Origin of the sequence: Marinobacter shunpengi, assembly GCF_045449715.1 — a bacterium.
GTDB lineage: Bacteria > Pseudomonadota > Gammaproteobacteria > Pseudomonadales > Oleiphilaceae > Marinobacter.
The window spans coordinates 1-15529 of sequence record NZ_JBJJLA010000003.1; the positions used below are offsets into that span (position 1 = coordinate 1).

12 protein-coding genes are annotated in these 15529 nt (G+C 62.2%); 5 read left to right on the forward strand and 7 right to left on the reverse strand.

What is annotated here, in order from left to right; genetic code table 11:
- Positions 1–61 precede the first annotated feature (61 nt).
- Positions 62–610 carry an oligoribonuclease gene (orn, locus tag ACJO3T_RS00370; RefSeq protein ID WP_406964105.1) on the reverse strand — a complete coding sequence of 183 codons (549 nt, stop codon included), beginning with the start codon at positions 608–610 and terminating at the stop codon, positions 62–64.
- A gap of 128 nt (positions 611–738) precedes the next feature.
- Between orn and rsgA the strand changes: the two genes are divergently transcribed.
- Positions 739–1788, forward strand: coding sequence for a small ribosomal subunit biogenesis GTPase RsgA (rsgA, locus tag ACJO3T_RS00375; RefSeq protein ID WP_406977501.1), 1050 nt, complete (start codon positions 739–741; stop codon positions 1786–1788).
- A gap of 4 nt (positions 1789–1792) precedes the next feature.
- On the opposite strand, the gene motB is transcribed toward rsgA, so the two are convergent.
- Both motB and motA read right to left on the reverse strand, forming a co-directional pair.
- A complete protein-coding gene (motB, locus tag ACJO3T_RS00380) occupies positions 1793–2752 on the reverse strand; it encodes a flagellar motor protein MotB (protein ID WP_406964103.1) in 960 nt (319 codons plus the stop codon).
- 33 nt (positions 2753–2785) lie between these two features.
- Positions 2786–3637, reverse strand: a complete 852-nt coding sequence (motA, locus tag ACJO3T_RS00385; protein ID WP_406964102.1) for a flagellar motor stator protein MotA — start codon at positions 3635–3637, stop codon at positions 2786–2788.
- 204 nt (positions 3638–3841) lie between these two features.
- Between motA and asd the strand changes: the two genes are divergently transcribed.
- On the forward strand, positions 3842–4735 hold the full coding sequence (gene asd, locus ACJO3T_RS00390) for an archaetidylserine decarboxylase (protein ID WP_406977502.1): 894 nt from the start codon (positions 3842–3844) through the stop codon (positions 4733–4735).
- Here asd and epmA read toward each other — a convergent pair.
- Together epmA and efp are read right to left on the reverse strand one after the other, a co-directional pair.
- Positions 4698–5699 (reverse strand): EF-P lysine aminoacylase EpmA, encoded by a 1002-nt coding sequence (gene epmA, locus ACJO3T_RS00395; RefSeq protein WP_406964100.1) that lies wholly within the window; start codon positions 5697–5699, stop codon positions 4698–4700. The genes asd and epmA overlap by 38 nt on opposite strands.
- Before the next feature lie 13 nt (positions 5700–5712).
- Positions 5713–6285 carry an elongation factor P gene (efp, locus tag ACJO3T_RS00400; protein ID WP_406964099.1) on the reverse strand — a complete coding sequence of 191 codons (573 nt, stop codon included), beginning with the start codon at positions 6283–6285 and terminating at the stop codon, positions 5713–5715.
- A 45-nt stretch (positions 6286–6330) separates the two neighbouring features.
- Here efp and epmB point away from each other — a divergent pair, with 45 nt between their 5' ends.
- The 3 genes from epmB (at position 6331) to ACJO3T_RS00415 (ending at position 11814) form a co-directional block, all read left to right on the forward strand.
- Positions 6331–7386, forward strand: coding sequence for an EF-P beta-lysylation protein EpmB (epmB, locus tag ACJO3T_RS00405; protein WP_406977503.1), 1056 nt, complete (start codon positions 6331–6333; stop codon positions 7384–7386).
- A gap of 278 nt (positions 7387–7664) precedes the next feature.
- On the forward strand, positions 7665–9485 hold the full coding sequence (locus ACJO3T_RS00410; RefSeq protein WP_406977504.1) for a cyclic-di-GMP receptor FimW-related protein: 1821 nt from the start codon (positions 7665–7667) through the stop codon (positions 9483–9485).
- 244 nt (positions 9486–9729) lie between these two features.
- Positions 9730–11814 (forward strand): EAL domain-containing response regulator, encoded by a 2085-nt coding sequence (locus ACJO3T_RS00415; RefSeq protein ID WP_406977505.1) that lies wholly within the window; start codon positions 9730–9732, stop codon positions 11812–11814.
- Between the two features lie 49 nt (positions 11815–11863).
- Here the strand turns inward: ACJO3T_RS00415 and serB are convergent, their stop codons facing one another.
- A complete protein-coding gene (gene serB, locus ACJO3T_RS00420; RefSeq protein WP_406964095.1) occupies positions 11864–13087 on the reverse strand; it encodes a phosphoserine phosphatase SerB in 1224 nt (407 codons plus the stop codon).
- Positions 13080–15377: a DNA topoisomerase IV subunit A gene (gene parC / locus ACJO3T_RS00425; RefSeq protein WP_406964094.1), complete on the reverse strand. Its 2298-nt coding sequence runs from the start codon at positions 15375–15377 to the stop codon at positions 13080–13082. The genes serB and parC overlap by 8 nt, the downstream gene beginning before the upstream one ends.
- Between the last annotated feature and the right edge of the window lie 152 nt (positions 15378–15529).

Here is a 15529-nt window from a genome sequence, read left to right on the forward strand (position 1 = left end):
GGTGAAGAAAGCGACCGGGACTAGCCTCCCAAGCACCCGCCCTACACCAAAGCCCCCCAACTCAGAGCTTAAAAAACGTCTCCCGATAATGCTGCAACTCCGCAATGGAATCGCGGATATCATCCAGGGCCAGATGCGTACCCTTCTTGCGAACGCCCGTCAGCACATCCGGCCGCCAGCGCCGGGCCAGCTCCTTGATGGTACTCACATCCAGGTTCCTGTAGTGGAAGAACCCCTCCAGGCGCGGCATATACTTCACCAGGAACCGCCGATCCTGGCCGATACTGTTGCCACACAACGGCGACTTACCCGGCTCCAGGTACTGGGCGAGGAAATTCAGCGTCTGCTCCTCCGCCGCGGACTCGGTAATCGGACTCTCTTTCACCCGCTTGGTCAGACCACTGTTGCCGTGGGTGGTGGTACACCACTCATCCATGGCATCGAGCACCTCGTCGGACTGATGGACCGCCAGAACCGGGCCCTCGGCGATCACCTTCAGGTCCGAATCCGTCACAATGGTCGCGATCTCAATGATCCGCTCCTTCTCCGGATCCAGACCCGTCATCTCCAGATCAATCCAGACCAGACGATTATTGTCTGCCTCAGCCATGGTGTCCTCCGCCACAGTATTACTTTGGAGAGCCCCTCAACGTCCCGGAGGCGATCCGGAAGTTGTTCAGAGACTCCTTGGGTCAGGTATGATGGACCATCCCAACTTCCAGAACAATCAGGATACCCATGGCCAGGCGCCGCCTCAGCAAGCAGCAGCAACACCGCATCCGCAAGATCCAGGAAGAACGGGCCCGCCGGGCCGGCAAACGCGAGCAGACCATTAACGACCAGCGGGAAGCCGGCGAACTGGGTTCCGAACAGTCCGGCCTGATCATTGCCCACTACGGCCAGCAGCTTGACGTGGAAGCCCTGGATGGCGACCACCGGGGGGAACTGTTCCGCTGCTTCGTGCGCGCCAACATCGACAGCCTGGTGACCGGCGACCGGGTGGTCTGGTGCCGGGGGGACGACAACACCGGCGTCATCGTCGCCCGCCAGGACCGGCACACCCTGCTGCAACGCCCGGACAACTTTGGTCAGCTCAAACCGGTAGCCGCCAACATCGACCACATCGTGCTGGTGATCGCACCGCTGCCGGAACCCCACGACAACCTGATCGACCGCTACCTGGTGGCCGCCGAGAATACCGATATCCCGGCCGTTATCCTGCTGAACAAGTCCGACCTGCTCAACGACGACAACCGGCACCGGCTGGACCCCATGCTCGACCGCTACCGGAACCTCGGCTACCAGGTCGTCACCGCCTCGGCACACCATCCGGACCGGCACGATGACACCATCACCTCACTGGTCCGGGGACGCACCAGCGTCTTCGTGGGCCAGTCCGGGGTTGGCAAGTCCTCACTGATCCAGACCCTGGTGCCAGAGCATGAGCTGAAAGTCGGCGCCGTGTCGGACAGCACCGGCAAGGGCATCCACACCACCACTACGGCACGACTGTTCCACCTGGACCGCGGTGGCGATCTGATCGACTCCCCCGGCATCCGCGAGTTCGGTCTCTGGCACATGACTCCGGCGGAGATCGAATACGGTTTCCGGGAAATTCGTGAAATTACCGGCCTGTGCCGGTTCCGGGACTGTCGCCATCAGAGAGAGCCGGGCTGCGCCCTGGAGAAAGCGGCAACGGAGGGACGCATCTCACCCCAGCGGCTACAGAGCTTTCGGCGGATACTGCAGGATATGGCCGAACAGCAGGCCCGGGGGCTAAAACTATAGCCGCTTACCAGTCCAGCTCACCGGGCTGTACCGGTTCCTCTTCCTGCTCCCAGTCACCGCTTTCAAGCTGCTCCCTGGCCGCTTCCTGCTCTTCCTCGGTGGGCTGGGTCAGATCGATCAACGGCTCACCGGAACGGCTGGCCCGCCCCTGGATTTCGCCGGCCGCCTTCTTGTTCAGCACGATAATCGAAATCCGCCGATTCACAGGTGCGGTGGGATCATCCTGGTCAAACAACACCGAGTCGCTGAGCCCCACCACACGGCCAATCTGCTCCGGGCGCACACCACCGGTCACCAGTGCACGGCGGGCGGTATTGGCCCTGTCCGCCGACAGCTCCCAGTTGGTGTAACCCGGGCGTCCGCTGAAGGGGGTGGCGTCAGTGTGGCCGGTAATGGAAAGCTTGTTGGTGACCGAACCCAGGGGTTTGGCCAGTTCGAAGAGGATGTCCTGGGAATAGTACTTGAGCTGGGCGCTGCCACTGTCAAACATAGGCCGCTGGGAACGGTCGACGATCTGGATCCGCAACCCCTCGTCGGTAATATCGATCAGCAACTGGTCCTTGAATTCATTCAGGGTTTCGCTGTTCTCGATGCTTTCACGGAGGTCCTGGAACAACTCCTCCATCTGTCGCTGTTCCAGTTGCTGGGCCATGGTCTCGATGCGTTCATCATCCACCGGCACCTCATTGCCCGCCTGGTCCGCGTCACTGGCTTCCACGACCGACGCACTGCCCCCCAGGTCCACCGGATTGCGGCTGCCGCCTTCGGTGTAGCCTACCGGGTCCTTGAAGTACCCTTCCAGGGCCCGTTTCTGTTCCGGTGAAGTCTGCGTGGTCAACCACAGTACGAGGAAGAAGGCCATCATGGCGGTGGCGAAATCGGCAAAGGCCACCTTCCAGGACCCACCATGGTGGCCTGCTGCAACCTTCTTGACCCGTTTTACAATGATCGGCTGATTGTCCACTACGCCACCTGTTCAGAGCGCCCTGATTGCCAGCTACTTGGAACGCACGTGATCGTTGAGTTCCTGGAAATCCGGTCGCTTGTCGCTGGGCAATGCCTTGCGGCCAAATTCGATTGCCATCTGCGGGGCCTGGCCCGACACGGTCGCGAGAATGGCCGCCTTGGCGCATTCATAGGCCTTGAGCTCGTACTTGGCATGATGCTCCAGGGCGATGGAGGTGGGCCCGACAAAACCGTAGCCCAGGAAAATGCCCAGAAAGGTACCCACCAGGGCCGCCGCCACACTGAGACCGATCTTCTCCGGCCCCTCGGTCATGAAATTCATGGTGATCACAATACCCAGAACCGCTGCCACGATACCCAGCCCCGGCAGGGCGTCGGCGATCTTGTTCAGGGCATGGGCCGGTTCTTCCAGCTCATGCTGACGGGTATCCAGTTCCTGGTCCATCAACCCCTCCAGTTCATGGGGAGCCATGTTGCCCGCACTGATGATGCGCAGGTAGTCGGTGATGAACGCCGTCAGGTGCTTTGACTTCATGACCGCGGGGTAGCGGGAGAAGATCTGGCTCTGCTCGGGGTTGTCGACGTCTTCCTCGATGGACATCACCCCCTGTTTGCGGGACTTGTCGAAAATGTCGTACATCAGGCTCAGCAGATCCATATAGAACGCCTTGTTGAACGGCGTCCCCGTGATCAGGCGCAGACTGCCGGCGAAGACCTGCTTGATGGTATGGAAGGGATTGGCAATGATGAACGAACCTACGGCGGCCCCGCCGATAATCAGGACTTCGGTGGGTTGCCAGAGCACCATCAGGTTGCCACCGTGAAGGACATAACCTGTGAGCACACAGGCCAGGACAATGACCGAACCGAGTATCAGACCCATGAAACGCTACTTCACCTGTATTTGTTTGTAGGCAGAGACGGCATCTCACCGTGCCGGACGCCGACGCCCGACTTGACCGGCAGGTTATGCGGTCTTCTGCCATGATAGCAATGACTTTTTGTAACCACGAAAAGCATAAACCATTTCTACCGGCCCGTACGGGTTTGCTAAACTTCCGCGCCCCGTGACCAGAGACTCCAACCTATGCTCGACCGGCTTTTCGTCCTAGTACAATACGTCCTGCCCCAGATCCTGATCTCCCGGATCGCAGGGAAACTGGCCGACAGCAGCCCGCCCGCCGTACTGAAAAACGCGGTTATACGCTGGTTTATCGGCCGCTACGGCGTAAACATGAGCGAAGCCGCCGAGGAGGACCCGACCCGTTACCCCTCCTTCAATGCGTTCTTCACCCGTGAGCTCAAGCCAGGCGTTCGCCCCATGGCCGGGAACGAACGCACTATCGCCAGCCCCGTGGACGGTACCGTCAGCCAGCTCGGGCAGATTGAGCGTGACCGGGTATTCCAGGCCAAGGGCCAGTCGTTCAACCTGACCGAGCTGCTCGGCGGAGATGAGGAACGGGCGCGCCCCTTCGTGGACGGGCAGTTTGCCACTATCTACCTGGCCCCCAAGGACTACCACCGCATCCATATGCCACTGGCGGGGCAACTCCGGGAGATGGTCTACGTTCCCGGCCGCCTGTTCTCGGTCAACCCGGTGACCGCCGCCGCCGTGCCCCGGCTGTTCGCCCGCAACGAGCGGGTGGTGGCCACCTTCAACACCGAGGCCGGCCCCATGGCCATGGTCATGGTGGGGGCCATGATCGTCGGTAGCGTGGAAACCCGCTGGGCGGGGGTTGTCGCCCCCACCAACGGTCGACGCGAGGTGAGCACATCCGACTACCGTCACCTGTCCAATGCCATCCGCTATGACCGGGGCGAGGAAATGGGCCGCTTCCGCCTGGGCTCCACGGTTATCCTGCTGTTCCCGAAGGACGCCAGCCACTGGCAGAAGGAACTCAAGGCCCGGTCGGTGGTCCGGATGGGCGAAGCCTTCGGTGAGGTCACGCACGCTCCGCGGGAAACGCCAGCACCTCGCTGATATCGCTGGCGCCACACTTCAGCATCAGCAGCCGGTCCAGTCCCAGGGCCACGCCGGCGCAGTCCGGAAGGCCGGCTTCCAGCGCCGCCAGGAAGGCGTCATCCTCGGGCATTTCCGGCTTCCCGAGACTGCGGCGACGGGCATTGTCCTGCCGGAAGCGGCGACGCTGCTCCTCGGGGTCCGTCAGTTCCCAGTAGCCATTGCACAGCTCGACGCCCCGCACATACAGCTCGAAACGATGGGCCACCGGATGCCCGTCCTCAACGGAAATTCGTGCCAGGGCCGCTTGGCTGGCCGGGTAGCGGGTAACGAAGACCGGGCGGTCAAAGCCCAGTGCCGGTTCAACCCGGAAGCTCATCAACAGGTCCAGGCAGCCGTCCCGGTCCAGATCCGTCAGCAGGGTGTCGTCCCCCACCAGCGGACGGCAGGCGTCCCGCAGATCGGCCAGGCTGGCCTCGAACGGATCAATGCCGGCGTGATCAAGCAGCAGGTGGCGGTAACAGCACCGGTCCGGCTCCGGCAGCTCCAGCCAGCCACACACCAGAGCCGCCACTTCCGACATCAGCGCCTCATCATCAAAGCCGGGACGGTACCACTCCAGCAGCGAGAACTCGGGGTTGTGGCGCCGCCCCCGCTCTCCGTCCCGGAACACATGACTGACCTGGTAGATACTGCCACTACCCGCCGCCAACAGACGTTTCATGTGGTATTCCGGCGAGGTCTGCAGCCACCCTGTCCCGGTCGACCGGGCGGCAACCGGCATGGGAGAGGCCGGCACACTGTCGATGTTCACATCAGTAACACCGCACTGGCCCAATACCGGCGTTTCCACTTCCAGTACCCTCCTGTCCGCAAAAAAGCCGCGCACCCAGCTTAGCTGTTGTGCGCGGCTTTCCAGTACCCTGCGGCCGGCAGAGGGCTGCCAGACTGGGCCTGCCGGTGAGGTTTCCCGACCGGATGCCATTACCGGCTCCCGATCAGGTCTTCACGCGGCTGACGTATTCCCCGGTACGGGTATCCACCTTCAGCACTTCACCAATGGCAATAAACAGCGGTACGTTCACCACCGCACCGGTAGACAGCGTAGCTGGCTTGGAGCCACCCTGGGCGGTATCACCCTTCATGCCGGGGTCGGTCTCCACTACCTCAAGCTCAACGAAGTTCGGGGGGGTCACCGTCAGCGGCGCACCGTTGTACAGGGTGACCGTGTAGACGTCCTGCTCTTTCAGCCATTTGACGGTATCACCCACGGCCTTGGCGTCCGCCGGGAACTGTTCGAACGAACCGTCGGTCTTCATGAAGTGCCAGAACTCACCGTCCGTGTACAGGTACTCCATGTCCTGGTCGATGACGTCAGCGGCTTCCAGCGTTTCACCAGACTTGAAGGTACGCTCCCACTGGCGGTTGGTCATCAGGTTACGGAGCTTGACGCGATTGAAGGCCTGCCCCTTGCCGGGCTTGACGAATTCATTCTCGAGAATGATGCAGGGGTCACCATCAAGCAAAACCTTAAGACCGCCGCGGAATTCGTTGGTAGAATATGATGCCATGAAACACTCACCTGAAAAGACGCTGTTGGAATGTGAAAGTCCGCTATGATACAGCGAACCACCGCCCGTATAGAAGCCCGTGATCCCGATATCGAAGGTGCCTCCTGGCAGAGCCTGCTGGCCCGGTCCATCACCGACCCCAGCACCCTGCTGCAACGCCTCGGCCTGGATTCGTCCCTGCTGGGGGAAGGCTCGCGTATCGGCCATGCCGCGTTTCCGGTGAGGGTTCCGGAGCCCTGGCTGGCACGCATCCGGTACGGTGATCCAGCCGACCCCCTGTTACGCCAGGTACTGCCACTGGCCGATGAGGGCGAGGAGCGCCCCGGCTTTGTCACCGACCCACTGCAGGAAGCCGACGCCACCGCCGCGCCGGGACTTATCCGCAAGTATCGCAGCCGCGCCCTGCTGATGGTGACCGGCCAGTGCGCCATCAATTGTCGCTACTGCTTCCGCCGCCACTTTCCCTACGAGGACCACCGGCTGACACCTCGCCAGCGGGAAACGGTTATCGATACCCTCCGGGCAAGCCCGGAAATCAACGAGGTGATCTTCAGCGGCGGCGACCCCCTGGCCGTGAACGACCACCTGCTGTCGCAATGGGCCTCGGCACTCTCGACGGTACCCTCGCTGACTCGCCTGCGCATCCACAGCCGCCTGCCCGTGGTCATCCCCCAGAGAGTCGACGACGCGCTGCTGGAATGGATCGGCTCGACCCGCCTGAGCGTGGTGATGGTGGTCCATGTCAATCATCCCCGGGAGATCGATGACCAGGTCTGTCGCGCCATGGCAAGACTCAGGCAGGCAGGTGCCACACTCCTGAACCAGAGCGTGATCCTCAAGGGTGTGAACGACGACCCGGATACCCTGCAGGCACTCAGCGAAAGGCTTTTTGACGCTGGCATACTGCCCTATTACCTGCACGGCTTTGACCCGGTGGCGGGAGCGCATCATTTCGACGTCAACGACCAGCGGGCCCGGGAACTGGTCCGCCAGCTCCAGGCCAGGCTGCCGGGCTACCTGGTGCCGAGACTGGTGCGGGAAGTCCCGGACCGGCCCGGCAAGACCCTGCTGGACGTTGGTATGGAGGAAGGTGGGGAGTAGCGCCGGAAAACCCGAACAACAGGTTTATTCGCCACTTTCGGGCCGCAGACTGTAAAATCTTGCAAAGATCATGCTTTTTGGAAGGTGCAAGCCTTTTGCCGCCGCTACCGGGCTGGCTTTCTGTAGTGTATTTGCTATTTTAAGGATAGTCTCGGAGTACCCTATAACAATTTGTAATTCTGGAAGAATCCCCCCAGGACGACGCGGGCCCGGTCAACTCACCTGCCCGCACAGGCACGCATCCGCCGTCTGCGCGAGAGGTAACACTGGTTAAGAGAATGCAGAAACCCGAACTCACCGTTCCCGAACCCAGGATTGCGAGCCTGTCGTTTTGTGATGCCAGCCCCAAGGCCTTCCGCTATTGGGTGGACCACCTTCCCATGGCCAACCTGGGCGAACTGTCGCGGCAGCTCTACCATGGCATTATCGAGCTCAACCAGCTTTTCTGCTCGCCGGCACAACGGCTCCAGCTGCTGGAACTGATTCGCCCCCGACTGCGCTTTGTCTGTGCGGAACTCTCCCGCCATTACCTGGGGATGGCCATCGCCCTGCCAGAGAAACAGCGCAAGATTGCCAACCTGTCCCAGGCGCTTCAGCTCCACCTGGCCTCGGGTTACAAGCTCACCATCATGGAACTGCTGGACAGCGGCAATATCGAGCGCCAGCGAAAGCCCCTGGCCCAGGCCTGCCATCGGGCTATCACCGAACTGGGGGCCACTATCCTGCGCTCCCAGCAGCTCTACACCGCCAACCCGGCCGGTAGCTGGCGGGAAAGTCACCGGCTGTTCCGCTTTGCCTGCGAGCACGACCTCCAGGCGCTTACCATCAATGACGATCAACTTCCGCGGCGCCAGGAATCCACGATTACCGACGCCTATGTCCAGACCCTGCTGCTGGGAAGCGCCCGGACCAACCAGTTGCGCCAGAACGAGATGGAACAGGCATCGGAGCTGTTCGAACTCTGGGCGCCAGAGGTGCGGTGCGCACCGGATCTCACGGAGTCTGCGGTATTCCTGGTCAACATGGAAAGTGACGCGCCTCCGTGCTACCACTCCCTGGCCCCGGCGGCTGCCGGCAAGACCTGGTGGGGTTTCGATACGGCCGCGCTGGCCAACCGCATCAGTGCTCACCAACATGACGCCGGTGACGCCAGGAGCAAGACCGGGAAAAAGACCGACACGGGCACCGATCTGCCCCTGATTGCCGGCGTCAGCGATACCCTGCTGTCCCATCTTGGCCAGGCCCTGGCGCTGTTGACCCAGCGTAACTTCAACCGGCTCAGTTCCGACGGCCAACTGGAGATCTGCGCGGGACTGACACCCGTGCACTATTTCATCGCCGGCGAAACGCCGTTCAACGAGTTCGTGATCGGTAACTCGGCGGCCTCCGCGACCGGAGGGGACAACCGCTTCATGAAGCCCTCACGCCGGGACGCCTGGTCCGAGGCCTTCGATGCGGGCATTTCCGACGAACGGGTATTGCCCTCGGCGGATACGCCCATCAACTATCAGTCCGTCAACGCACCGGCGACCGACAGCGCCAACCGGAACCTGCCACGGTCCTACCTGACACGGATAGTGAACACCAGCCCGGGCGGGTACTGCGTTGTCTGGAGCGCCAACATCCCCGCCAACCTTCAGGCCGGTGAAATCCTGGGGGTGCGGGAGCATCGCCACCACCCCTGGAGCGTGGCCATCGTGCGCTGGCTGCGGCAAAGCCGTGGCGAAGGCACCCGCGTGGGCATCGAAGTGATCGGCCCCAATGCCACCCCCTGCGGCGTGCAACTGATCCAGAAGACCGGCAACAGCAGCGAATTTCTCAGGGGCCTGCTGTTACCCGAGATTCCCGGCGCCCACCAACCCAGGAGCCTGGTCACACCGAACCTGCCGTTCCAGACCGGAAGCCGGATCAGCCTGCTCCATGAGGGCATTCAGGATCAGGGCACCCTTGGCCACAGGATCGCCGCTACCGGCAGTATCAGCCAGTTCGAGCTGCGCCTGTACAGCCGGCCGGATGACGCGGGCCCGGAGCCTGGCGGCAGGAAGAACCCCTTCGGCACCAGTGAAGACGAATTCGACTCACTGTGGCCAAACCTGTAGCCAAAAGATTCACATAGAAAAACAAGCCCACAAAAACTGCGCGCCAGCTCCCGCTACAGGTCGCACAGGCTTGTTATTGGCCTTTTTCCTCTGCATCATTTACGGTTACCGGTTCACAGATGTGCCCGCCCGCACACCGTGATAATGGGTGCAAAATGGAACGCACCACCCCCTGGCAATGGATGGCCCGTTGAAGAACACCGTGCCCAGGTTGGCACCCGACAGACAGCGAGACCGCCAGCGCATGCAGAAGCAAAAGAGCACCGTCCATCTCCTGATCATGGATCCGTCCCAGAACGACGCGGAATCCCTGGTCAGCCTGCTGAGGAATTCCGGCCGTGCCACCCGCGCTCACCGGGTAACCTCCGAGGAAGACCTGGACGAGGCCATCCGGACCGGTCAGTGGGACCTTTTCCTGGCCAGGGATTGCCAGGCGGATTTCATTCCGGACGACGCCCTGGCAATGATCCGCCGCCTGGACAAGGATATCCCCTTCGTCCTGCTTACAGAGAGTGACGACAGCGAACGGTCCCTGGGCATCATGAAAGCCGGAGCCCAGGATACCGCGCCGGCGAAAGATGTGGAGCGGCTGATGCTCGTCATCAACCGCGAGCTGACCAACCTGGAGGAGCGCCGCCGGCGGCGTGTGCTTGAGTCCCACCTGCGGGAATCCGAGCAACGCTGCCAGCTATTACTGGAAAGCTCCAAGGATGCCATTGCCTACGTCAACGATGGCATGCACATCTACGCCAACCAGGCGTATATGGAATTCCTGGGTTACGACGACCTGGACGAACTCATGTGTATCCCGCTGCTGGATACCCTGGCCCCACAGAGCCAGGACGACCTGCGCAAGTTCATGAAGAGTTTCTCCGAAACCCACGAGGACGGCATGAAGCTCAACTGTGTCGCCAGGCGCAGCGACGAGCGGGACATCAACATCACCATGACGGTGTCCGCCGCCACCTACGACGGCGAAGCCTGTATCCAGGTGGTGGTCCAGCCCGAGCATAACGATGCCGAGCTGCAGGAGAAGATCCGCGAGATCAGCAACCAGGACCTGCTGACCGGCCTGAACAACCGCCAGTACCTGACGGAGCGGCTCACCAGCGCCATTGCCACCGCCGGCGAGAAGAACGAGACCGGCGCCCTGGCCTACATCGGCATCGACGGCTTTGTCACCCTCAAGAACGATCTGGGTATCGCCGGCACCGACCTGCTGCTGCGGGACTTTGCCGCCCTGCTGGAGGGGCAGACCAACGACAGCATGACCCTGGCCCGGATCAGTGACGAGGCCTTCTGTATCCTGGCGCTGCCGCTGGAAGAACAGGCCATGGCCGACCTGGGCGAAACCATCCGCAAGACCGTGGATGACCACCTGTTCGATATCCAGGGGCGCACCGCCCAGGTGACCGTCTCCATCGGTGTTGCCGCCATTACCGAGAACGCGCCCAAGGCGGCGGATCTGCTGGGCCGCGCCCATACCGCCCATAGCGCCGTCAGGAGCCAGCCGGGCCACGAGAACGGCAACGGCGTGGTCACCTACAACCCGGCGGATTACGAGAAACTGGACGATGCCAACTCCATGGACGCCATTGCCAAGGCCCTGGAGGAAAACCGATTCCGCCTGCTGTTCCAGCCCATCATCAACCTGCGCGGTGAAGGTGAGGAGCATTACGAGGCACTGGTGCGTATGCTCGACAAGGATGACAAGGAAGTGTCCCCCTACGATTTCCTGCCCCCCGCCGGGCCGTCGGACATGGCGATCCGCATCGACCGCTGGGTGGTGCTGCAGACCATCAAGCAGCTTTCCCAGCACCGCAGTCGCGGGCACGATACCCGCCTGTTCCTGAACGTGACTGCGGAAACCCTGCAGGACAAGACCTTCAGCCAGTGGCTCAGCGTGGCCCTGAAGGCGGCCAGGCTGCCCGGGGATTCACTGATCTTCCAGATGCGCGAGGGCGATGCCAACAGCTACCTGAAGCAGGCCAGGGAGTTTGCCAAATCGCTGCATGAGCTGCACTGCAAGGTGGCCATCTCCCAGTTCGGCTGCGCCCTGAACCCGTTCAACAACCTCAAGCACGTGGACGTGGACTACGTGAAGATCGACGGTTCCTTCACCGAGGAAATCCAGAAGAACGACGAAGCCAAGGCACAGGTCAAGGAGATGGTCCAGTCACTCCAGAAAAACGGCAAGCTGACCATTATCCCGCTGGTGGAAAATGCCTCGGTGCTGGCCACCCTGTGGCAGGCGGGGGTCAACTATATCCAGGGCTACTACCTGCAGGCCCCGGTTCCGGAAATGAACTACGACTTCGGCGACCAATAACCGCTCATAAGGGTGCCCTGCCCGTCTCTGCGGGCAGGGGCTCCAAGCCTCAGTCCGGAGAGGCCAGGCGGGCCTCGGACTCCCGGTACCCCAGCAGGTACAGGATGGCATCCAGGCCCAGGGTGGAAATAGCGTGCCGGGCGGACTCCTTCACCAGGGGCTTGGCCCGGAAGGCAACGCCCAGGCCGGCCTGGCTGAGCATGGGCAGGTCATTGGCACCGTCCCCCACGGCAATCACCTGCTCCCGGGAGATCTTCTCCCGCTCGGCAATCTCAAGCAGCAGCTGCGCCTTACGGTCGCCATCCACGATGGGCCCGACCACGCGCCCGGTCACCTTGCCATCGACAATTTCCAGCTCGTTGGCATAGATGTAGTCAATACCCAGCTTTTCCTGCAGATGGCGCGCAAAGTAGTTAAAGCCCCCCGAAAGGATCGCGGTCCGATACCCCAGTGAACGCAGTGTCCGGATCAGGTACTCCGCCCCCTCCGTCAGGGAGAGGCGACCGGCAATCCGCTCCAGTACCCCTTCGTCCAGACCCTTCAGCAGGGCCAGCCGCTCGGCGAAGCTCTCGCTGAAATCCAGCTCGCCGCGCATGGCCCTTTCGGTAATCTCAGCCACCTGCTCACCGACACCGGCCTCCAGGGCCAGTTCGTCGATGACTTCCGCCTCAATCAGGGTGGAATCCATGTCGAACACCACCAGTCGTCGGTTGCGACGGAAGATAGAATCCTCCTGGAAGGCGATATCCACGTTCATGTCACCAGCGATCCTGAGGAAGTCCGTACGCAGGGCCTCCAGGTTTGCCGGCGTACCCCGCACCGAGAACTCGACACAGGCAATGCGGTTGTCCGTACGGCTCAGGGACGGCCGGGCCGACAGTCGGGTGATATTATCGATGTTCAGGCCGTGACGGGCGGTGATCTCGGACACCCGGGCAATCTGCTCCGCGGTGATGTCCCGGGACAGCAGGGTGACCATATAGCAGGCCCGGTTGCGGCCCTCCGCCCACTGCTGGTATTCGGCCTCGGTGATGGGCGCGAACCGCACCTGCAGGTCCAGGGCATGCAGGCGGAACAGCAACTCCCGAATCACCGGCGACGCCTGGGACTCGTCCGGAATTTCAGCCAGGATGCCCCAGGTCAGGTAGTCGTGGATCACCGCCTGCCCGATATCGAGGATACGGACATCGTAACGGCCCATAATACCGGTGATTTCGGAGGTCAGGCCGGGCTTGTCCCGACCGGACACGTTAATCAGGACCAGTTCACTCACTGTCGTTGTCTCCGGCGGCTGGTTCTTCCGTACCCGCGGCGGCAATCACCTCGATACCGTCGACCCGTTGCAGCCCCCGGGGCAGCTTGTGACCACGGCGGCCACGTTCGCCCAGGTAGTGTTCCAGGTCCCCAAAGCGTAGCCCAAGCTTGCGCTTGCCGGCGCGAATCTCAAGCTGATCCGCCTCGCCGAAGACCGACAGGGCCACCACGAACTCCTCCCGGTTCTGCACCCGGGCCGAGGGAATGCTGATGATCTTGTTGCCCTTGCCCCGGGCCAGTTCCGGCAACTGCTCCAGCGGGAACACCAGCATGCGACCCTCGTTGGAGACCGCCGCCAGGTACAGGGTCTGCTCCCGGCGGGGAATGGTGACCGGCGGCAGCAGCCTGGCCCCCTTGGGAATCGTCACCACGGATTTACCGTTACGGTTCTTGCTGATCAGGTCGGACGCGGTGCCCACAAAACCATAGCCGGCATCGGTGGCCAGCAGGTATTTCTCGTCCGGGTTGGTCACCATCAGGCCCGCGAAGGTGGCTCCGGAGGGCGGGTTGATGCGGCCGGTGAGCGGCTCCCCCTGCCCCCGAGCCGACGGCAGGCTGTGGGCCATCAGGGAATAGGCCCGACCGGTGGAATCCAGGAACACCGCATTCTGGTTGTTGCGGCCTTTCGAGGCCAGGGCGAATTTGTCACCGGCCTTGTAGTTTAGCCCGGCAGGGTCGATGTCGTGCCCCTTCGCGGCCCGTACCCAGCCTTTCTCGGACAGCACCACGGTGACCGGGTCGTTGGAGACCAGATCGGCCTCGGAGAAGGCCCGGGCCTCCTCCCGTTCCACAATGGGGGAACACCGGTCGTCGCCGTAAGTTTCGGCGTCCGCCTGCAGTTCCTGCTTGATCAGCTCCCGCAGCCGGTCCTCCGACCCCAGGATGGACTGGAGCTCGTCCCGTTCGGCGGACAGCTCGTCCTGCTCGCCGCGGATCTTCATTTCCTCCAGCTTGGCCAGGTGGCGCAGTTTCAGCTCAAGGATGGCTTCCGCCTGCTCGGCGGACAGTCCGAACCGCTTGATCAGCTCCGCCTTGGGCTCGTCCTCGTAACGGATGATGTTGATCACCTCGTCAATGTTGAGATAAGCAATCAACAGGCCTTCGAGGATATGCAGGCGCGCCAGTACCTTGTCCAGGCGGTACTGGAGCCGACGGGTAACGGTGGTCCGGCGGTAAGCCAGCCATTCGGTGAGCATGGTATGCAGGTTCTTCACCGCCGGGCGACCATCGTTGCCGATGACATTGAGGTTGACCCGGTAGGTCTTCTCCAGGTCGGTACTGGCGAACAGGTGGGCCATCAGGCCATCCACATCCACCCGGGAGGAACGGGGCACGATCACCAGGCGAGTGGGGTTCTCGTGGTCCGACTCGTCCCGCAGGTCCGCCACCATGGGCAGCTTGCGGGTCTGCATCTGATGGGCAATCTGCTCCAGTACCCGGTTGCCGGACACCTGGTGCGGCAGGTCGGTGATTACCACCTCGCCGTTCTCACGAATCCAGCGGGCCCGCATGCGCAGGCTGCCGCGACCGGTGTGGTACATCTGCCGCAGGTCCCGGCGGGGCGTGATGACCTCGGCGCCGGTGGGAAAATCCGGTCCCTTGATGTGTTCGCAGAGTTCGTCAACGTCGGTATCCGGTTTGTCCAGCAGCCGGATGCAGGCGGCGGTGACCTCACGCACGTTGTGGGGCGGAATGTCCGTCGCCATGCCCACGGCGATACCGGTAGTACCATTGAGCAGCACGTGGGGCAGTCGCGCCGGCAGGGTGGAAGGCTCGTCCATGGTGCCGTCGAAGTTCGGCACCCAGTCAACGGTGCCCTGCCCCAGCTCGCTGAGCAGGACCTCAGAGAATTTCGACAACCGCGACTCGGTATACCGCATGGCGGCGAAAGACTTGGGATCATCCGGTGACCCCCAGTTACCCTGGCCGTCCACCAGCGGGTAGCGGTAAGAGAAGGGCTGGGCCATGAGCACCATGGCCTCGTAACAGGCACTGTCACCATGGGGATGGAACTTGCCGAGCACGTCGCCAACGGTGCGGGCGGACTTCTTGTACTTGCTGGTGGACTTCAGCCCCAGCTCGGACATGGCGTAGATAATACGCCGCTGGACCGGCTTTAGCCCGTCTCCCACATTGGGCAGGGCCCGGTCGAGAATGACGTACATGGAATAATCCAGGTAGGCCTTCTCGGTGTAGTCCCGCAATGAAACCCGCTCAAAGCCCTCGTCGGTCGTTTCAAACTCTGGCATGGATGCCCCTTGCTCCAGGAATGTATTCACACGAATCCCCTGCCCGGGGGAATTCAAGACTGCTGTAAGGCTGGGACATTATATGGAGGGAGGGCGCAATAGACCAATGCCGCGGAAGAAATCCCCGGAGGATTTTTCCAATAGCGGAATTC

Bases quoted from the DNA above. Each gene is read 5' to 3' on its own strand.
- orn (WP_406964105.1), bottom strand. From the start codon at position 610: ATGGCTGAGGCAGACAATAATCGTCTGGTCTGGATTGATCTGGAGATG.
- rsgA (WP_406977501.1), top strand. From the start codon at position 739: ATGGCCAGGCGCCGCCTCAGCAAGCAGCAGCAACACCGCATCCGCAAG.
- motA (WP_406964102.1), bottom strand. From the start codon at position 3,637: ATGGGTCTGATACTCGGTTCGGTCATTGTCCTGGCCTGTGTGCTCACA.
- asd (WP_406977502.1), top strand. From the start codon at position 3,842: ATGCTCGACCGGCTTTTCGTCCTAGTACAATACGTCCTGCCCCAGATC.
- epmA (WP_406964100.1), bottom strand. From the start codon at position 5,699: ATGGCATCCGGTCGGGAAACCTCACCGGCAGGCCCAGTCTGGCAGCCC.
- efp (WP_406964099.1), bottom strand. From the start codon at position 6,285: ATGGCATCATATTCTACCAACGAATTCCGCGGCGGTCTTAAGGTTTTG.
- epmB (WP_406977503.1), top strand. From the start codon at position 6,331: ATGATACAGCGAACCACCGCCCGTATAGAAGCCCGTGATCCCGATATC.
- ACJO3T_RS00410 (WP_406977504.1), top strand. From the start codon at position 7,665: ATGCAGAAACCCGAACTCACCGTTCCCGAACCCAGGATTGCGAGCCTG.
- ACJO3T_RS00415 (WP_406977505.1), top strand. From the start codon at position 9,730: ATGCAGAAGCAAAAGAGCACCGTCCATCTCCTGATCATGGATCCGTCC.
- parC (WP_406964094.1), bottom strand. From the start codon at position 15,377: ATGCCAGAGTTTGAAACGACCGACGAGGGCTTTGAGCGGGTTTCATTG.